General features: G+C 68.2%; 17 protein-coding genes and 1 pseudogene. 6 read left to right on the plus strand and 12 right to left on the minus strand.

What is annotated here, in order from left to right; all coding sequences use genetic code 11:
* Window positions 1-276: 276 nt before the first annotated feature.
* The 4 genes from ACGFT1_RS30485 to ACGFT1_RS30500 form a co-directional block, all read right to left on the minus strand.
* Window positions 277-1,359 carry a hypothetical protein gene (locus tag ACGFT1_RS30485; RefSeq protein WP_373912212.1) on the minus strand — a complete coding sequence of 361 codons (1,083 nt, stop codon included), beginning with the start codon at window positions 1,357-1,359 and terminating at the stop codon, window positions 277-279.
* Window positions 1,360-1,780: 421 nt separating this feature from the next.
* Window positions 1,781-2,083 (minus strand): helix-turn-helix domain-containing protein, encoded by a 303-nt coding sequence (locus tag ACGFT1_RS30490; protein WP_373912213.1) that lies wholly within the window; start codon window positions 2,081-2,083, stop codon window positions 1,781-1,783.
* Window positions 2,084-2,166: 83 nt separating this feature from the next.
* The gene (locus tag ACGFT1_RS30495) at window positions 2,167-3,141 is read right to left on the minus strand and encodes a tyrosine-type recombinase/integrase (protein ID WP_373912214.1); all 975 of its coding nucleotides are present in this window, start codon (window positions 3,139-3,141) and stop codon (window positions 2,167-2,169) included.
* Between the two features lie 333 nt (window positions 3,142-3,474).
* Window positions 3,475-4,497, minus strand: coding sequence for an Lrp/AsnC family transcriptional regulator (locus ACGFT1_RS30500; RefSeq protein WP_373912215.1), 1,023 nt, complete (start codon window positions 4,495-4,497; stop codon window positions 3,475-3,477).
* A 126-nt stretch (window positions 4,498-4,623) separates the two neighbouring features.
* Here ACGFT1_RS30500 and ACGFT1_RS30505 point away from each other — a divergent pair, with 126 nt between their 5' ends.
* Both ACGFT1_RS30505 and ACGFT1_RS30510 read left to right on the plus strand, forming a co-directional pair.
* Window positions 4,624-6,174: an MFS transporter gene (locus ACGFT1_RS30505; RefSeq protein WP_373912216.1), complete on the plus strand. Its 1,551-nt coding sequence runs from the start codon at window positions 4,624-4,626 to the stop codon at window positions 6,172-6,174.
* A 354-nt stretch (window positions 6,175-6,528) separates the two neighbouring features.
* The gene (locus ACGFT1_RS30510) at window positions 6,529-7,224 is read left to right on the plus strand and encodes an alpha/beta fold hydrolase (protein WP_373912217.1); all 696 of its coding nucleotides are present in this window, start codon (window positions 6,529-6,531) and stop codon (window positions 7,222-7,224) included.
* A gap of 367 nt (window positions 7,225-7,591) precedes the next feature.
* On the opposite strand, the pseudogene ACGFT1_RS30515 reads toward ACGFT1_RS30510, so the two are convergent.
* From ACGFT1_RS30515 to ACGFT1_RS30525, 3 genes and pseudogenes are all read right to left on the minus strand, one after another.
* Window positions 7,592-8,401: pseudogene (locus ACGFT1_RS30515) on the minus strand (IS5 family transposase); the annotation flags it as partial.
* A gap of 74 nt (window positions 8,402-8,475) precedes the next feature.
* Window positions 8,476-8,886, minus strand: a complete 411-nt coding sequence (locus ACGFT1_RS30520; protein WP_373912218.1) for a RacP protein — start codon at window positions 8,884-8,886, stop codon at window positions 8,476-8,478.
* A gap of 2 nt (window positions 8,887-8,888) precedes the next feature.
* Window positions 8,889-9,800, minus strand: coding sequence for a DUF6192 family protein (locus ACGFT1_RS30525; RefSeq protein WP_373912219.1), 912 nt, complete (start codon window positions 9,798-9,800; stop codon window positions 8,889-8,891).
* Window positions 9,801-9,891: 91 nt separating this feature from the next.
* Here ACGFT1_RS30525 and ACGFT1_RS30530 point away from each other — a divergent pair, with 91 nt between their 5' ends.
* Complete coding sequence (locus tag ACGFT1_RS30530; RefSeq protein WP_373912220.1) at window positions 9,892-10,305, plus strand: hypothetical protein; 414 nt, start codon at window positions 9,892-9,894, stop codon at window positions 10,303-10,305.
* A 16-nt stretch (window positions 10,306-10,321) separates the two neighbouring features.
* Here ACGFT1_RS30530 and ACGFT1_RS30535 read toward each other — a convergent pair whose 3' ends face one another.
* The 4 genes from ACGFT1_RS30535 to ACGFT1_RS30550 all read right to left on the minus strand — a co-directional run bounded on the left by ACGFT1_RS30535 (window position 10,322) and on the right by ACGFT1_RS30550 (window position 12,570).
* The gene (locus tag ACGFT1_RS30535) at window positions 10,322-11,122 is read right to left on the minus strand and encodes a GNAT family N-acetyltransferase (RefSeq protein ID WP_373912221.1); all 801 of its coding nucleotides are present in this window, start codon (window positions 11,120-11,122) and stop codon (window positions 10,322-10,324) included.
* 252 nt (window positions 11,123-11,374) lie between these two features.
* Window positions 11,375-11,539, minus strand: a complete 165-nt coding sequence (locus tag ACGFT1_RS30540; protein WP_373912222.1) for a hypothetical protein — start codon at window positions 11,537-11,539, stop codon at window positions 11,375-11,377.
* A 540-nt stretch (window positions 11,540-12,079) separates the two neighbouring features.
* Window positions 12,080-12,376, minus strand: a complete 297-nt coding sequence (locus tag ACGFT1_RS30545) for a hypothetical protein (protein WP_373912223.1) — start codon at window positions 12,374-12,376, stop codon at window positions 12,080-12,082.
* Window positions 12,373-12,570: a toxin-antitoxin system HicB family antitoxin gene (locus ACGFT1_RS30550; protein ID WP_229900791.1), complete on the minus strand. Its 198-nt coding sequence runs from the start codon at window positions 12,568-12,570 to the stop codon at window positions 12,373-12,375. Before ACGFT1_RS30550 ends, ACGFT1_RS30545 begins: the two co-directional genes overlap by 4 nt.
* A gap of 323 nt (window positions 12,571-12,893) precedes the next feature.
* On the opposite strand from ACGFT1_RS30550, the gene ACGFT1_RS30555 reads away from it, so the two are divergent.
* On the plus strand, window positions 12,894-13,148 hold the full coding sequence (locus ACGFT1_RS30555; protein ID WP_373912224.1) for a hypothetical protein: 255 nt from the start codon (window positions 12,894-12,896) through the stop codon (window positions 13,146-13,148).
* A gap of 19 nt (window positions 13,149-13,167) precedes the next feature.
* Here the strand turns inward: ACGFT1_RS30555 and ACGFT1_RS30560 are convergent, their stop codons facing one another.
* Window positions 13,168-16,992, minus strand: coding sequence for a helix-turn-helix domain-containing protein (locus tag ACGFT1_RS30560; protein WP_373912378.1), 3,825 nt, complete (start codon window positions 16,990-16,992; stop codon window positions 13,168-13,170).
* Window positions 16,993-17,271: 279 nt separating this feature from the next.
* Between ACGFT1_RS30560 and ACGFT1_RS30565 the strand changes: the two genes are divergently transcribed.
* Together ACGFT1_RS30565 and ACGFT1_RS30570 are read left to right on the plus strand one after the other, a co-directional pair.
* Window positions 17,272-17,871 carry a CHAP domain-containing protein gene (locus ACGFT1_RS30565; protein WP_373912225.1) on the plus strand — a complete coding sequence of 200 codons (600 nt, stop codon included), beginning with the start codon at window positions 17,272-17,274 and terminating at the stop codon, window positions 17,869-17,871.
* Window positions 17,872-18,188: 317 nt separating this feature from the next.
* The gene (locus ACGFT1_RS30570) at window positions 18,189-18,452 is read left to right on the plus strand and encodes a hypothetical protein (protein ID WP_373912226.1); all 264 of its coding nucleotides are present in this window, start codon (window positions 18,189-18,191) and stop codon (window positions 18,450-18,452) included.
* Window positions 18,453-18,628 lie beyond the last annotated feature (176 nt).

The raw sequence follows: 18,628 nt of genomic DNA on the forward strand, positions 1-18,628 counted from the left end.
TCGTCCAGCACCGAACACTTGGCTTCGCGTAAACCTCCCCCACGAAACGAACACACCGCTCAAAACAACTGAGCAACAGCACGCCACAACCAAGATCAATAAGCAGACGCCACAGCTACGCCACAGCAAAACCCGACACCGACCACCGTGCCGCCGCCCGGCCCCCGAAGGATCAGAAGTGCCGTTCTCAAGACAGTGGAGCGGAGTGGGGTGTACCGCCCCATGACAGCCACGCCCGCCCCAGGTACCGCCCCGTGTCAGTGACCACGCCCCCGCTCAACACCCGATCAGCGATAACACACCGGCCTGACATACCGTCACTGACATCCACCCACTGACACCAAACCGGCACATCGCACGTGTGGAGCGCAGAACTCGGGGCAGCAGGCCGGCGGGCGCGAGGCTGTCGCGGATATGGGCGGCGCCGGCAGGTCCGTGGTGTGTTCGGGTGAGCCTGGTGACGAGCAGGTGGCGATTGCCCGTGCCGAGTCGGCGCCGGTGCTCCTGGCAGCGCTGCAGCGCCTTCCACGTCGCGCTGTCCAGTGGGAGATGCACTGATCTGCCGGGAAAGCGGACGCTGTGGCGGTCGGGGTCGATGTCGGCGTCGGTGAACCGGCGCAGTTCGGTGATGGTTGCTGCGTGGAGGAGAGCGGCGAGGCCGGTGAAGGCCTCGTGCGGGTGGATGTGGTGCTTGGTGGCCCACCGTTCGTACAGGGTGCGCTGTCTGGCCGGGGTGAGGGTGGGTCCGTGAAACCCCCTCTGCTGGACGGCGGTGATCGGCTCCGTGGGGTTGTGGAGGATGGCCCTGGAGTGGTGGGCATGGGCGAAGAACTGACGCATGCCCGCGAGGTGGGAGGCGCGGCGGGCCGGGGCCTGGGCAAGGAAGGACTCCAGGTCTGCGGTGGTGACGCTCGCCCAGGCCCTGTGTCCCTCAAGGTGGAGGGCCAGGTCGCGGATGGTGTCCAGACGGATCTCAACGGTCTCCAGCCGGTTCGGGCGCAGCCCGAGCTGCTGGGCTCGCTCGCGCTGGAGCAGCAGGAAATCTGCGAAGGCGGCGGCCTGGGGGCGCAGCGGGCCGGGGACGGCCCCGATGCGACGGGTGCGGCGGGCTGCTGCGCGCCGGTCGGTGAGGTCCGGTGGCGGGGCGAGGCGGCCGTGGGTGCGGAAGAAATCGGTGAGCGCTCCCACGAGTTCGTGTGCACTGCTGCGGGCGTGCGCAAGCAGTTCTCCGGGGTCGCCGGTCGCGACCGCGGTGATCAGACGTGCGGTGGCGGCGACGACGTCGGCCGCGTAGATGGGGTGGCGGTGATCTGCGAGGTGTGCGGCAAAGTCGCTCCACCAAGGTGGTACGGCAGGCATGCGCTCGGCCCAGCCGACCACACGGGTGATGACGGTGTGCGGTGAGTTCTCGTAGCAGCATTTACACAGGCCCTTGGCCCACTGGCCGCTGGTGCCACAGTGTTCACAGTATGCCGGGGACGGTGCGGTGGCCGGATCGGTGCAGGCCCGGCAGCGCCGGGTCGCCGCGTCGAGGGTGCGCCGGCGCCCGCAGTGCCGGCACGGGCCCCGTGCCCGTCGACCCTCCGAGCGGTGCTGGCAGGCCGCGCAGAGGTCCTGGGCGGATCGCCGCACAGGGCACAGGTCCGTGAGCACCAGGCGCAGCGGCCGGTGTCGGGGCGCAGCCGGCGCAGGCGGTGGCAGGCCGGGCAGGTGTCCGCGGCCGTCCGGGATACGGCAGCGGCAGAAGGCGCGGGTGGGTTCGCGGCGGGCTCGGGTGCGGTCACAGCGGTGGCAGTGATCGGTGGCGGGACGCGGGCTGCTGCTGCGGAGGCTGCCGGTCGGGGGCCGGGTCGGTGCGCGGTGCAGGCATGGAGGGTGCGGTGGATCCGGGCAGGGTCAGCAGATCGCCGGGAGTGCAGTCGAGGCCGGCGCACAGTGCGGCCAGGGTGGACAGCTTCACCTGGGAAGGCTGTTTGGTGAAGAGGGCGGACACCGACGCCGCGGACAGTTCGAGACCGGCGCGATCGGCCAGGAGACGGCGCAGTTCGGTGCCGGTCCAGATGCCGCGCTGTGCCGCGGTCATGCGCAGTTTCCACTCCACCGCCGGTGGCGGGGCGGGGGTCTGCACGGCACGCGGAGGAGGTGTTGTCACAGGGAGTCCCGGGGTCAGCCGGCCAGGCCGGTCAGGGCTCGGGACGTGGCGCGGCGCCAGGCGTCCTCGATGAAGGTGAGGCATGGCCGGACGTAGGCCATGGTGGAGGCGATGTGCTCGTGGCCGAGCAGTTGCTGCACGGTGATCAGGTCCATGCCCTGTTCGTAGTGGTGGGTGGCACAGGCGCGGCGCAGGTCGTGCGGGGTGAACTGGTCACCTCCGATGCGGCCTTCGGTGTCCAGAAGGCGGGCCAGGCGGTCGCGTACGGTTTCCGGTTTCAGCGCCTCGCCGTGGGCGTCGCAAAACAATGCGGCGGTATGGGGAAACAGGGGGCGGATGTCGCTCTGGTACCAGGCAAGGATCCGGTCCAGGCCGTCCAGCATCGGGGCCCATCTCGGGCGTGGTCCCGAGGCGTTGGCCGCCTTGCCGAACCGCACGTGGAGCTTGCCGGACGGGCCGAGTTCGGGGTGGACGTCGCACAGTTCCAGGCGGAGGGCTTCACTCAGCCGCGGCGCGGAGTGATACAGAGTGCGCCACAGCGCGTAGTCCCGTGCCGCGGCCGGGTAGTCGGACACGGTGGCCAGGCGGGCGCGAGCATGGGCGAAGAAGGCCGTGAGGCGTTCGGCGGTGGGCGGCAGCCGTTGCGCTGGCTCGTCCTGGACGTGGCGCAGCCTGTTGAAGCGGTCCAGCGGATCACCAACGGTGGCCCCGTACAGGGCGCGGATCTCACTCGCGTAGCGCAGGCGTACGAACGTGTGGAAGGCGCGCAGCATGTCCAGGTAGCGGCGTCTGGTTCCCGCGGTCCGGCCCGCGCGCAGCAGGGCCTGGAGCATCGCGTCCACATGGACGGGCTCGATCTGCCACACCGGGCAGTCGAAGTGGGCCAGCACCCGGGGAAGCAAGGAGGTGTAGGCACCGATCGTCGTCGGGGCGAACCCCCGCACCACCCACGTCGCGGCGAACGCCCGGACACAGCCGGCCTGGAACACCCACACATCCCGTGCCCGTCCGGCATCGGGGTCCCAGTCATCAAGCCCGCCCTCCACCAGCCGGAGAAAAGGCCTCTCCCCCACACTCCACCACCATCACATCGATGACCTCCGGCTATGGCAGCACCTGAATCCTGCGCGTGCCACCGATGTCATCAACGAGACAACTGGAGAAAGGCAACTCCCACCTCACGAACAACCCCGCACCCCACACGACTTCCGTGCCGCGGAGTTGAATGAGAAGTGGTGCGGCGACATCACATACGTGCGGGTCCCGAACGAGTGATCACGTGCGTGGCAGCGTTCGAGGCCAGAGCATCACAACACGCTCAGTCATAGTTCCGGTGGCAGTGGATATGGGCCCGGGCCCTTGAGGGTTCGGTGGATGGGCGTGGTCACTGTGTGCCGCAGTCCGGGCAGTCCGGACACAGTCTGGGTCAGGTAGCGGTACAAGAGTTGCGCCGACTCCACCTGGATGCTCGCGTACAGGTTCGTCGCGCCGGTCACCGCCGCGGCGAAGGACACCTCGGGATGCGCCGCCAGGGCCTCGCCTGCCTCGGCCAGCCGCGCGGGGTCGATCTCCAGCCAGAGCGCGATCCTGAGCTTTCGGTGCAGGACGTCGGGGTGGTAGTCCACGTCGAAGTACAGCACGCCTTCGGCGTGTAGATCGTTGATGCGGCGGCGCACTGTGGACTCGGACAGCTTGGTGGCCGCGGCCAGTTCACCCACCGGGGCCCTTCCGTCGCGGGCCAGCAGGTCGAGCAGCAGTCGGTCGCGGTCGTCCAGCACGACGGGTTCCGAGCCGGCTGTCCACCCGCCGTCCGTTGGCCGCGGGGTCAGCGCGGCGACCTGCGCGTCGGTCAGCGGTCCGCTCTTGTTGATGAAGCCGAGGTCCTGGCCGAAGAACACATGCAGGACGCAGTGCGCGGAGACGTCGACCACCCGGGGGGTGCGGGGCAGCTTCTGCACCAGGAAGGGCTCCTCCAGGCCGGGGCCGCGGGTGCGAACCGCGGCCATCGTCTCCGTTCCCCCCGAGGTGAGGTTGACCCAGGTGGTGTCCGTGCGTCGGGCCAGTGCCGAGCCGATGGAGGCGGATGCGTCCGGAGTGCACCGCACGCGCACGAACCATGACTGGTCCCCCAGCCGGAACGGGTCGGTCAGACCCAGCACGCGCAGTTTCCCGGTGGTGCGCAGGCGGGTATAGCGGCGAGCCGCGGTCTGGTCGGAGACGCCGAGCACGGCCGCGATCTCGGTGAAGGAGGCGCGGCCGTTGAGCTGGAGGGCGTGTGCCAGGGCCAGGTCTTCATCGGTGAGGTAGTGCCCCACACGGTCGGGACTGTCGAGATACGTCTTCACGGCATCGATTCTAGGGAATGCGTGCAAATTTGGCCGTGCGAGTTATCTGATCGCGCACACGCGGTCAACAGTTGTCGAGGACCGGGGCTTCGGTCCGTTCCCCGATCCCTGAATGGAGATGACGACATGCGTAAGTGGGGACCGCTCATAGCGGTCTGTCTCGGCGCGTGCATCCTGCTGGTGGACGTCACCATCGTGAACGTGGCGCTGCCCAGCATGGCCCGTGACCTCGGCGCGTCCTTCGCGTCGCTGCAGTGGGTCATCGACGCCTACGCGCTGGCTCTGGCGGCGCTGCTGCTCGCTGCCGGCGCTTTCGCCGACCGCTATGGGCACCGGCGAGCCTATGTGGGCGGGCTCGCACTGTTCGCCGTGGCCTCGCTCGTGTGCGGCTTCGCTCCCGATGCCGGCGTGCTCATCGCAGCCCGGGCTGTGCAGGGCATCGGCGGAGCCGCCATGTTCGCCACCGCTCCCGCTCTGCTGCTCGCCTCCTACCAGGGGCGGGACCGCGGTACGGCCTTCGGGCTGTGGGGTGCGACCAACGGGGCCGCAGCGGCGGCGGGTCCGCTGCTGGGCGGCGTCCTGACGCAGCGCATCAGCTGGCCCGTGATCTTCTGGATCAACCTGCCCGTCGCGGTCGTAGCCATCGTTCTGTCCCGGCGCTTCATGGCTGCCGACCGGCCGGTCGCGGTCGGCCGGAAGAACCGCATCGACCTCCCCGGGGCCGCGACCTTCAGCGTGGCCGCCGGCGCCCTCGTTTACGGACTCATCCGCGGGTCCGACGACGGCTGGGGCTCGCCTGGCACCCTTGTCTCCTACGCTGTCGCCGCGCTCGCCCTCGTGGCCTTCGTGGTGGTGGAACACCGCACGGCCCACCGCGGCGAAACCCCGATGCTGGACCTGGCGCTGCTGCGCAACGCCTCCTTCGCCGGGCTGTTGACCGGCGCGCTTCTCCTGCAGGCCAGCGCCTTCGGCTGCCTAGCGCTCGTGTCGCTGTGGCTGCAGTCCCTGGCCGGACTCGCTCCCATCGAGGCGGGACTCGCTCTGACCCCGCTCGCGGCCGCGTCGTTCCTCGTCTCGGCCGTGACCGGCCGGCACATCCAGCGGCTCTCCCCGCGCCTGCCCATCGGGCTGGGTCTGCTGCTGGCGGCGGCAGGCATGCTCCTGCTGCGCGCCGGCATGTCGCAGGGCGCGAGCGCGACATCGCTCACCTGGGGGCTGGTCGTCACCGGTCTCGGGGTGGGCCTGGCCACGCCCGTCCTTGTCTCCGCCGCCACCTCCGCCGTGCCGCGGCAGCGCGCCGGCATGGCGGGCGGAGCCATCAACACGGCGCGCCAACTGGGCATGACCCTGGCCATCGCGGTCCTCGGCGCCGTCTTCGCGAGCAATGCCACCAACACGCTGACAGACGGCGAAATGCCGCACGCCGCCGACGCCGCCGACGCCCTGGCCTCGGGCCAGGCGAACGAGGTGATCGCCTCCGCACCGGCCGGGCACCGCGAGGCGGCGGCGGACCTCGCCCACCAGGCTTTCGCCGCTGGTCTTGACCGCGTCTTCCTCCTCTCGGCCCTGGCCGCGGCCGTCGGCGCCGTGGCCGTACTGCTCTTGGTCCGTACGGCACCCGGCTCCGGCCGTCCCTCCGAGGCCGCAGGCAAGGTATCCACGCCTGCGCGGACGTGACGCCAACGATGGGAGCGGCGGGAACGAGGGCGCAGCCCACGGCTCCGGAACGGGTGGGGGACAGGACGGCGAGGGCGAGGGCGCGGTCGCCACCCCCGAGCTGCCGGGCTCCGGCGACGGGCTGACGCCACGGCGAAAGGGCCACGGATGCGCTGCGCGAAGTTGTCTGGCGTACTCACACGTTGCGCCGTGAGTCGGTCTTCGTCACCTCACCCGTTCAACGTCGAGAAATTGCAAGAACACCACCGTCTCGTGCGTGATCGCGCCGTGTCCCGGTCTCATGTCGGAGGAACTCAAACCTCCGCCGGGCCGGCGGGAATCACTCACGGCAGTCATGGCAAAAGGAAGTGCGAAATGGGAAACGTAGTGCTGGTCCACGGTGCTTGGAGTGACGGCTCGATCTGGCAGGAGGTCATAGGCCACCTGCACGAACAGGGCCATCAAGCACTGGCCGTCCAGTTGCCGATGACCTCACTCGCGGACGACATCGCCTGGACCCGTCGGCACATCGACGCGCTGGAAGGACCGGTCACCCTCGTCGGACACTCCTACGGCGGCATCGTCATCTCCGGCGCGGGACTTGAGCATCCCATGGTCAACTCCTTGGTCTTCGTGGCCGGCTACGTCGCTGGCGAGGGGGAGACCATCGGCATGCTGAGCGACAAGGGTGCCGAGATGCCAGGCCGCGTGGCCTTGCGGTTCGCTGCGGACGGCTGGTCGGACGTGGACCCGGAACTGTTCGGTGACGCACTCGCCCACGATCTGCCGCCCCGCCTTGCCCGGAGCCTGGCCGCCATGCAGAAGCCGACCCATGGAGCCTGTCTGGCGGCCCCGGCCTCTGCGGGCGCCTGGCAAGACCTCCCCTGCGGCTACGTGCTCAGCGCCCACGACCGGATCCTCGATCCGCAACTGCAGCGATGGTTCGCCACACGTGCCGGAGCCGTCGTCACCGAGCTCCCCAGCAGCCACCTCTCGCCACTGTCGCATCCCGAGGGAGTGGCCGCGGCAATCTCGGCGATGCTTCGGCCCGAAGGGGTTTCCGCAAGCTGATCCGAGCTGCGGCCCTGCCCGTCAATTCCCAGCGTGCCAACTCGGGTCATGTCCGGTCCCGCGCGCCCGAAGCGGTCTGAGCGAGGCGGGGTACGCCGCGCTCAGACCGGCGGCATCGGCGAGATCCGCCGGCAGCCGTGCCCCGCCTGGCCCTACGTCACCGCCCTGGATCAACTGGACGCCCCCGGACAGTCCTTAGTGCCTGTGTCACATCCTGTCGCCGCAGGTCAGGAGGCCCTGAAGCTGGGTGGTGATCGGGTTTGCCGTTCGGTTGAGCGTCGATGGACGCCGAACCGAACGGCAGCCGATGGGATCGTCAGGCAGCTGCGGCGAAGGGAGTTGAGACCGGTTCGGTCCGGCGGTTTCGTCGGGTGAGGCGGCGGGTCATGAGAGTGATGAAGGCCCACTGGACGTGGGCTTCGGCGTGGGACATGAGGCGTTCGTAGTCCCGCGCGTTGCGGCGGGCCCGCATCGTCCACGAATTCGACCGTTCAACCACCCAGCGCTTGGGCAACAAGACGAAGCCCTTGGCGTCTTTGGGCCGGGAGACGACCTTGACGGTGATGCCGAGGGCGGTCTGTGCCCAGGTGCTGAACTCGTCTCCGCCGTAGCCGTTGTCCGCCCAGACCAGGACGATCTCGGGGTGCTCGGCGTGAAGGCGGGTCAGCAGGACGCGGGCCGCGTCCCGGTCCTGGACGTCGGCCGGCGTGACGAGAAGGTCGACGAGCAGGCCGTCCTGATCAACCAGGAGATGCCGCTTCCGCCCATTTATGTGCTTGTTCGCGTCATAGCCGCGCGTCGCCTTCGACACGGTCTCCGCGCCCTTGACGGACTGCGAGTCCACGATCACCCGGACCGGCCAGGGACACCGTCGACGGTTCAGCCTCAACCGTCGGCGGAGCTGGTCGAGGATGTGCCGCAGGACGCCGGCCTTCGCCCAGCGGGCGAAATACCCGAACACCGTGCGCCACGGAATGCCGAAGTCGGCGGGCAGCGCCCGCCACTTCGCCCCGTTGTCCGTGATGTAGCGGATGGCGTCGACCACCCGGCGGCGGGACCACTTCTCCGGGGCCCCGCCCTTCGGGGTCTGGCAGGCAGGAACGGGCAGGAGCCGTTCAAGGAGAGCCCATTCGAGGTCGCTGGTGTCGGAGGGGTAGCGGTAGCGGGGCAGCGGCATGACGGGGGTGCCGGGCCGCGACCTGAAGAAGAAGCCAACTGCGGGCGGTCGCGGCCCGTCGCCTTTCCAGGGGGTCACTCCAGGTTGGCGAGGAGGTGCAGGGTGGACTCGATCGCGCCCATCTGCGCCATGACCGTGCGGATGTAGAGATCGTCGGGCTTCTTCTTCTGGTGCGGCAGGAGGATCCCGGCGATAAAGTTCTCCACCCGGTGGTGCACCGACTCGAAGAACGCACGCTCGTAGCCGATCCAGACCTCCGGAGCGTCCTCCAGCATCCGGTAGCCCCACGTCTTGTCCCAGGTCACCGGCGGAAGCCCCTTCGCCGCAGCGACCTGGCGCAGGTGCGCGAGCCCGGTGTGGACCTGAGCGCGGGTGCGCTCGGTGGCCGCCATCAGCTGGACGATGGTCAGGCCGGCCGGACGGGCCTCCAGCAGGGCGGAAAGGATGGCTTCGGCGTGGACGTGAGCGGGAACGCCCCGCCCCATCGCTACTCGCCCGAGCCCTTCAGCAGCTTCTGAAGCTGCTCGTCCAGGTCGACCTCGCCGCGGGTGACCGCGTTCTCGATCCAGTCCGCCGACGCCCGCACCCGTGCAAGGCCCCGCAGGATCGTCTCGCGTTCGGCGTCGTCGTAGGGCTCGCCGCGCAGGTTCGGCACGATCCTTCCGGCCGTGACGGTGAACTGCGTGCAGACCGCGACCAGGTCCATGAACTGGGTGTTGTGCTCCATGCGCCGCAGCTGGTCCAGCTGCGGGGCCGCTTCTTCCTGCCCGTACTGGACCTGCTGGCGGAACTGGTCGAACTGCGCCTCATTCACTGCATGCCTGGCAGTGTCGTCGGCCATCGCCTTCGAGGCGACCGCCGGACGACGCAGGAAGTCGGTGGCCACCCGCGCGGCCACCTGGTCATCGGCGGCCAGGTCGTGGATCGCATCCACCTTCTCCTGGACGCTCTCGGGAGTGTCGACCTTCCAGCCGACGATCCGCTTCGCGCTGTCATGCGTCCAGCGCGCGGGTCCGCCGCGCGCACTGGGCGGGGGGTTGTTGACCGCCTCGAACCGTTCCTGCTCCTCGGGGATGGAGGCGAGGATCTTGTGGATGGTGTGGGACACGTCGGCCCGCCGGTGTTCCTTCGGCCAGCGCGAGGCCACCCACCGGTAGTCCCGGACGGTCGAATAGGCCAGGCCGACGTCCTCGGCGAACATCCGGATCGCCTCGCTGACCGTGAACAACTCCTCGCTCCCCGACGGGTTCGTGCCCCCATAGGAACGCATCGGTTCGATCTCCATGGCCGCGTCCCCGAGCTGCCACTGGACGCTGCTCATCGCCGATACCCAGTCCCGCCCCAGCTGGACCAGTTCGTCGTAGCGCTGCCGGGTCACACTGCCGACCATCCCGGTCATCCGGACACCACCCTCACGAGCCCTAGGGACAACACCCTCGCGTGCCGTCAACTCGCCCTGGACACCACTCACTTCGCACGATCCGGCCGCCTTGCCCCAGACGGAAGGGCGTACCGGCCCGGCACCCGAAGCGGCCCTGACGGTGTCGGGCGCGCAGGCTCACGACCCGCCGGGCTGCGTGCGCCGCGTGTGCCAGGCCCGTTTGCGGCAGGCGGGAGAGCAGTACACCGCCGAGACGGGACGGTCGACCCCGGCCGTCCACGACGCCCCGCACTGGGGGCAGGCGACCGTTACGTCGGCCTGCACCGCCCGGGTCCTCGCCTGGGCCCGACGCATCCGCCGCCAGTGCCTCGAACCGCACGCGGACGAGCAGAACACCGCCATCGCCTTCGCCGCCGGCATCAGCGGACCACCGCATCCGCGACACAGTCGCGGCCCGGAGTCGTCGGCTGCGACTACGACCAGCCTCAGCCGGGGCACCCGCTCCTCCATGACGCCACCATAAGACCAGCCGTCTTCGGCTACCCGGTGGTGAGCGCCTTGCTATAGACCGTGGAACTGCGCTGGACCGTCATGCCAATCCGCTCGTACAGCGACAGCGCACCGGTGTCCGAGTGCGTCCACAGCGTGCAGGTCTGCTTCCCTTGCCGGTAGAAGGCGCGGAACGCTGCCTGCAGCAGCATGCGAGCGAGCCCTCGGTTGCGGTGGTCGCGTCGTACCGCGACGCGCTCGACGTACCCTTCGTCGTTGCCCGGGACGTCCAGCGACAGCACCGCGCCAACCATCTGACCGCCAGCAAACGCGACCGGTGATGCCGCAGGGGCGAACGTTGCTCGCTCGACTGTATGCCGGGCCCATTCCGCGTAGGTCTTTCGCCGCTGCTGCCACTCGTCGAACGCGTCCTCGGTGACCTGGTATGCCGCTTGCTCGTCGCCGTCCCGAAATAACCGGACCGTGATACCGCACTGCGGTTCAGGCACCTCTGGTTCGACAGGCATCGCGATCTCCAGCAGCCACTCAGTGACAAGCCGGACGTACCCACTGGACCGCAGGAGCGCACCCGCCGCGTGATCGCTGTCGGAGACAGTCTGGGCAAGCGAATTGCTTCCCAGCTGCCGGGCCCGCGCCTCAGCCCAGGCGAGCAGCGAACTTCCAAGACCCCGCCCCCGGTGATCGGGGTGCACGTGGACCGTAGCCCGCCGGCCCTTCACCCACCCCCAGCCGGCCAGTTCTCCCTCAGAGTCGGGCACGAGCACCGTGTCGGACTTGAGCTTCAAGCCAGGCAAGCTGAGATCAGCGGCGATGCGATCGGAGCCGGTCACGGCACGGCCGTACAGCTCGTACTCGCACGCGGTGACCAAGCGGTGAACTGCGTGGGCGTCAGCAGTGGTAGCCGATCGACTGCGGTACCCGATCGGCAACAGCATCGAGGAAGGAACAGGCATGGGGTGAACCCTGCGCCATCCGTTCTTCCATGTCGACCTGATTACCTCGCTCACCAGCAGGCCTGCGATTCCCGGGCCAGTGCCGTCCAGGCCCAATTTGATATGGCATGAACGGCTCAGAAACAGCTTCTAAAGGCGCTGCTCACCGGCACCCTGCTCCTGGGCCTCGAAGAAGCGAGCGGCGTAGCGGGTCGACAGTGCGACGGTCAGGTGCCGCAGCCAGTCCTCGCCCGTCGACCCGATCGGCGCGGTGCAGCCGATCCGGCCACGGGTGTCGACGACGACTCCCGTCATCACCACGCGCTCCTTCACCATGGCCCAGATCTGCGGCTTGACCGCACGAACAGCGTACGTATGACGTACATATCGCGCGCACGAAGCTGTTTCAGGGCGTCCGTAGTAGATGGCCGGCTGCACAGGGCCCGCCCAGCCGTCCACCAGGCTCGACCGGTCACCGCCGTATCCGGGTCCGGTCCGGGCCGAGTACGGAGCGGCACACCCCCCATCGGCGGGAAGGACTCGTGGGTCAGCTCCCCGGACAGCACGGTCGCCGGAACACCCCCCGCGTCCGCGGGGAGGAAGTGCCTTCCGCTGGGACAGGACGGCGTGGATCGGAACACCCCCGCGTCGGCGGGGAAGACGGGGCCGCGCAGCGCGAGAACCTGGCGCAGTTCGGCACACCCCCGCGCCGGCGAGGAAACGTGGGCTCGACCAGGTACCGGGGGTGGTCGGGACCATCACGGGGAGCAGGGCCAGTCCGCGTCGCCCTGCCACCGGCTGTTGGGACCCTCCCCTCAGAGGCAGGGACACGGGCTGGGCTGGGTAAGGGGTGCTTCAAAGGTCCAGGACGGCGCGCAGGGCCTGGTCGACGCGGGCCATGACGGCAGTGTCGACCGGTCCGAGGAGCTTGGCACCGTCGAAACGGCTCGTGCGCAGCTGCACGATGTTGACCGCGACGGCGGTGCACGGGACCGGGGAGTCGATCACCACCGACATGGCCGTGTCCGGGAACCGGCCGCTCTCATGCAACACGATCACCAGCACCGCCCCGTAGGACTCCTCCAGGCCGGTCAGACTGACGATCAGGACATCGCGGCCATCCGGCAGCGTCCAGACCTCACCGCGCCTCACAGAGTGTCGCCTTCGCCCGCCAGGTCATCACCGAGGCCGAGAGCAGCCAGCTGCCGCCCGGCATCCAAAGTCGCCGCACGACGCGCAGCACGCACCACATACGCGTTCACACTCAAGCCGGCCTCCGAAGCAGCCGCCTTGATCGACGGCGCAAGATCATCCGGGATCCGCAAGGTCATCGTGGTGACAGACATGGTGGCAAGTCTAGCCACCACAGATCGCTACCGACAGAGGAAACCACAGCCAGAGTGCAACCAGCTTCACAGTGACAGCACACCCAGCCTCCAGGCCTCCAAGGTCGTAACCGACACCGGTCGCAGCGCAGAGGACGAATACCAGGCGTAGTCGCCTTTATGTTGATCCGGCGGTTCCGGCCGAACCCGGCGAAGGTGGTGAGACTGCCGAGCGGATCCGGTGATCGACTCGGAGTTCGTTCGCCAGGGAGGAGAAGTGGCGTGCGCAATCGGGATGATCGCGCAGTGCTCCTGCGACCGATCCGGCGACGTCCCCTGTCAGAGTGCGCAGCCAGGGCCTGATCTTGTCCTGCGGCGTCCACTGGTCCCACAACGCGTCCCAGACGAAGGCGCCGTTGCAGCTTTCCTCCAGCAGGTCCAGCTGGGCTGCATCGGCGGCGTGGCGGGCTGCGGTACCCGCCGAGCAGCGCAGGCTGATCACCAGCGCTGTCGACAGCGCCGAGGAGCAGCTGCTGCAGCTGCATGGTGTGCAGAGCGGGCCGACCGCCGAGGTCGACAGCAGGCCGGTGGTGTACTGACGCCGAGTTCCTGCAGCGATCAAAGGCACGGTGGCCGGTAGGGCGAAGTAGCGACGTATTCTTGCCACTGCCGACGGCCTAGAGAATGATCTGTGACTGCACAGATACGCCGGGTGGCTCGCGCTGCATTCAGGTCCCAGAACCGTACCGTGTCGTCATCGCTTCCCGTGACGATGACGTCAGTCTCAGGGAACGCGACGTACCGGACCGCTGCTGTGTGCCCGGTCACCGGATTACCCACGGCCCTCGGGTGGGCAAGGTCACTCACGTCGAAAAGTCGGAGGGTGCCGTCTTCTTTTCCCATTGCGAGCCGCTGTCCGTCAGAACTGAACCCAATGGAGGTGACAGGTGCACTGCCGGTGGCGATGAGAGCGCCGGGCCTCTTCGCTCCCGAGTGATTGACCTGCCATAGACGGACAGCTCCGTCTGCCTGAACGAGGGCGGCGACGCCTAGCCGCGAAAAGGCCATCTGCTCACCGGGCCATGGTTTTCCGAGACGGACAGCGTGAGCCAGATTCGCGGTGTTCCAGAAGGTGATCTCTCCTGCCGCGTCTTGGCTCATGTCGTTGGTCAGCGTGATGGAGAGCGTGTGCCCAGTGCGACTGAAAGAAAAACCCTGCAGTCCATAGTTTCCGTCCTCCGATGGGGTGATCACTCCACGGCACCGCAGGCGGCTGGGATCGGAGATATCCCAGAGCTGCACGTTCAGGTCCCCACCGACTCCCGTAGCGAGAGTGCGCCCGTCCGGGCTGATGGCCATGAGATCCACCGCATTGTCAGGACTCATGCGCCGCTGGGCGTACCGCGTCGGAGTCTGCCCCGCGGCAGTGTTCCAGAGAGCGATCGCGCCTTCCTGGTCAGCTGTGGCAAGCAAGTGTCCACGAGGCGCGAACACTGCGAGAGAGGCAGGCAAAGGATGCCTCATCCTGGTCGGTGAGAACGGTGATGTGATGTCCCACAGCACGACCTGATCACCGTGACGATCGCACACGGCGGCCAGGGTATGACCGTCGGGACTGACGGTCGGCGGCGAATAGCCGACGCATCCGACGAGAACATTGGGTGGCAAGGTCCACATACGAAGGGTCTGTCCAATGGTCGTCAATGCGTGGCCGTCGGCACTGAAGACAAGGCCCAGGAGCCCGCGCCCCTGCAACCCGAGAGGTTCCCCGAGTCTGCTCGGGTCATCTGGGGAGGTGACATTCCACAGTTGGACTCCATTTTCCCCCGAGAGGGCGAGTACCCTTCCATCGGGGCTGAACGCGGCAGAGTTGACCTGCGACCCGTCCGGGGTACTTAAGGGCTGCTTGAATCGGGTTGGATGCCTAGGGTCCTGGACATCCCACAGCCAGACCTGGCTTCTTCCGCTGCCGTCTGCGGCGACATACCTGCCGTCCGGAGTGAATGTCAGGTGACTCACCTGAAGTGCGCCTGTGCGAAAGCCTCCCAAATACCGAGGTGCCCCTTTTCCGGATACCCTCCAGAGATCGACGCTTCCGTTGGTCCCGTTCGCGACGGCCAGGACTGGGCTGTGCGCCTGGAAGGCTGCCACCCAGCCGGCCAGTGGGTGGTGGTCGAGCAGACGCGGGTGCGCAGTATTGCTTAGATCCCAGAGGAATGTGCCGCTGTGCGATCGCTGGAAGATGTCACCGGTGCCTCCGGCGAGAACCCTTCCGTCGGGGCTGAAAGTCATTGTGGAAGCGCCCAGAGGTCCTGGCGCGCTAAAGGTGGTAAGCAGTCGGGGAGATGTCGCATCAGAAGTGTCCAAGAGGCGAATATTTGTCGTGTCGTCGGCTATGGCAAGCATTTTTCCGCGTGGAGAAAATGCCACAGTGGTGCCGACGATCGGGCGGCCCACTCGTCGTGGGTGAGCGAAGTCGTGGGTGTCCCAGAGTCGGACTCGGCCGTCATCTCCAACGACAGCCATGAGGCCGTGGGCGGCATCGGAGGAGACGCCCTCGTTGTACGGCACGGAGTTGCCACTCTTGTCGGGTGTTGGTTCGTCATTGGGCGTTTCCGAGAACAGCGTGGCCGTTGTCAGACTCACTAGGTCCGTGTACGTCTGAGGTGCATGATGCGTCCGGTACGCGGCGAGTTCGAGCTGGGCGGCAAGGGACGCGTCCTGCGACTGCAGTGCCCCACCCCGCCCGCTGAGACGATCAGCCTCGGCGACCATCTGCCGGGCGAGAGCCTGGTCCCGTTCCCTCTGTGCGGCGCCACGCTGTTGAAAAGCGACACCTGCGGCACTACCCGCGAGTAGAACGAGGACGGCCAGCGCGGCCAGGAGCACGCGCATGCGCTGAACGGTGCGTCTGGCCGCGAGCTGCTCTTTGTAGCGAACGCTGATGCTCGCAGCTAGGAAAGACGCCTCCGTCTCAGTCAGGAAACTGGGGCGGTCAGGCTCTGGGAAGGCCTCTTCCGCGGTAGTCAAGCGGCTTCCCCTGTACAGCACGCCGGCGTCCTCGTGCAGGCTTCGCCACGTGTTCGCTGCTTCGGTGAGTTGCCGGTGGACGCGCAAACGCCCGCGTTCGGCCTCAAGCCAGCCGCGCAACCTGGGCCAGGCGGTGAGGAGGGCTTCATGGGCAATGTTGACCATGTCCTCGTCGAGCGTGAGCAGGCGGGCACGGGCAAGGCGGTCGAGGACGACGGCCGTGTCGGTGGGGCTGTCGAAGGCGAGCTCCGTGCGAGGAACTGGCCGTCGGGTGTCGGGGGTCCCCTCACCGGGGGTGATCAGCCGCAGCACGATCCTGCGGGCCAGATCGGCCTGGGCCGGCGTGAGGCGGGCATGGGCGTCTTCTGCTGTGCGGGCGATCGCACCGTGCAAGCCGCCCGCCGCCTCATACGCCTCGAGCGTGAGGGCACGGCCTCTGCGGCGCCGCCACGTCTCCAACAGAGCGTGTGACATCATCGGAAGCGCACCAGGTTGGCCCTCGACTTCCTCGAGGATACGGGCCGACAGCGCGCGCTCGACGATGAGACCGACGCTCTGCGCGGGCTTGATGATGGCCTCGCGTAGTTCGTCCCGGCTCATCGGGCCAGCCAGCACGGTGGCATCCTGCAGCGCGGTGGTCAGCCGGGGATGTGCGGCGCAGCGGCCGAGGAAGTCGGCGCGTACCGCGATGACCACACGCAGCCGACTGGCCGGGTCAGTGGCGGCCAGGAGATGGTCGAGGAACTGTTCGCGTTCACCGGGGTCCGTGCACAGGGTGTAGAGCTCTTCGAACTGGTCCACGATCAGCCACGTGTCCCCGTCCCCGTCGGTCGGTGCAAGGCGCTCGGCGTGGGTGCGCATCGGGTGCTCGCCCGGGGTGAGCACGCGCAGGGCGGCCGGCCGCGGCCCGGCCTGATCGGGAGCGCGCAGACGGGGGATGAGACCGGCCCGGAGCAGGGAGGACTTTCCGCTGCCCGAGGGGCCGAAGACGGCGGTGAAGCGGCGGGAGCAGGCCTGTTGGAACAGGCGCTCGGTGAGTTCATCGCGGCCGAAGAACAGATCTGCATCCGTGGGCTCAAAACGGGCCAGACCTCGATAAGGAGGCTCTGTGTCCTCGCCCTCGGTCCGGGGTGCGGCCGCTGCTTCCGTCGCCGCCTGACGCCAGCGCTCCTCCCACTCCTCCGGATCGCCGCCGCACGCACGCACGTATGCGAGTACGACCGGCAGGGTCGGCAGCCGCTCCCCCGCGGCCGCCTGCGACAGTGTGCTCGCCCCTAACCCCGCGCGCTGCGCCATTACCCGGTAGGTCGGACTCCCGGCTTCTGCACGGAGTTTGCGTAACTCGGCCGCCAACCGTTGCACCGGACCCGCGTTCGGATCGAGCGGACTCTCCGGACGTCCCGCCATCAACATCACCCCCTGCGCCGCTTCCCCCCGTGGACGCAGCACTGTGGTCCGTGAAGCTACGCGCACCGATGTGGCAACGGCAACCACAGGCGACTTCTTTGGTCAGCCCCGCACGCCACGCCCCTGACCTGCCGTGCAGTCATTGATCAGAGCGGCGAAACCGGCTGCCCATTCAATTCCTCGGCCGGAAAAGTCAAGGTCAGACGGCACGGACTCGCTCATCTCGTCCGGCCCGTCACCTGTCAGTCGATCGCTGTCCCGCGTAGACAGCACGAAGGAGTGATCATGTCCGAACCGCTCGCCCCGCAGGAAAGGCCGCTCGTCTCCGGCGGGCAGGTGCCGGGACTCGCTGCGGTAACCAAGCCCGTCGATCCCAGCCAGGAGCTGTCGCCGGCCGAGCTGGCCGTGCTCGACGCCGTCGCGCCGATGGATCCGAACGTGCCGCCGGTGAAGGTCGCCCGGATCGCCAAGAGGGAGGTGGGATACCGGGAAAGCGGAACCAACCACACCAAGTACGGCCGGTGGTACGGGGCCGACGGACAGGAGTGGTGCGACATCTTCGTCAGCTGGGTCTTCCACGAGGTCGGCCAGCTGGCGGCCATCGGCGGCAAGCACGCCTCCGTCCCCGACCACCTCAAGTGGTTCAGGAACCACCACCGGTTCTACCGCCGCGGGGCCACCGGCGGCGGCCCGCGCGAAGGCTGCGTGATCTTCTTCGACCTCAACGGTCATGACGGCGAGGACCACATCGGGATCGTGACGTCCTACGACGACACCTACGTCTACACCGTCGAGGGCAACCGCTCCGACCAGGTCAAGCGGCTGAAGTACCCCCGCACCAGCCACCTCATCTGGGGCTACGGCCACCCCGCCTGGGACTACTGACCTGCCGGTGCGGGCGTCCCACGGGGGTGGACGCCCGCACCCCCCACCCTGCTTCGACCGCGGTGTCGTCGTCCCACAAGCCAGGCGGACGGCCGCTGCCTCCCGCACCCCGGCACCACCGGTGTCCCCACTGCGTGTGTGCCGGGTCACGAGCTATCAGAACACCAGATTGGAGCATCACTATGCGCGCATCTGTGCGTGCGGCACTGTCTACCGCAGCGGTTGCCATTGGTATCGCCGCCGGACCACTCAACCCGGCAGTACCGGCCGACGCGGCCACAGCCACCCCGGCCGCCGCAAGCGGGATCGGGACGACCGTGGACGGTGGCAGCCATCTGCGCAGTGGCCCTCACCTGAACAGCCACGTGCTCGGCACGACCAAGGGCAAGAGCAGCTTCGCCGTCGACTGCTACAAGCGAGGCGACTACTACAACGACGGCAAGCACCACACGAACGTCTGGTACCGCGGCGTCGTCATCGACACGCACGACCACCCCGAGCACGCCTACTACGGCGTGTACTCCTGGGGCGGCAACGTCAACACGCCGCACGACCCGCCAGCCGGACTGCCGAGGTGCTGACAGCACCATCCGGCATCTGCCGACAGCATCGCCAGACGGCGTGACGTGCCGCCTTGTGGTCCGCCGGGCGTCGGCGCCCGGCGGACCACAGCCGAATCACTCTCGAGCCGAGGCGGCTAAGTCACGGCTCATTCCTCGTCTCCCTCACCGGACCGGAGTCCCCACGGAACAACTCA

This window comes from Streptomyces sp. Y20 (assembly GCF_043195475.1).
GTDB lineage: Bacteria > Actinomycetota > Actinomycetes > Streptomycetales > Streptomycetaceae > Streptomyces.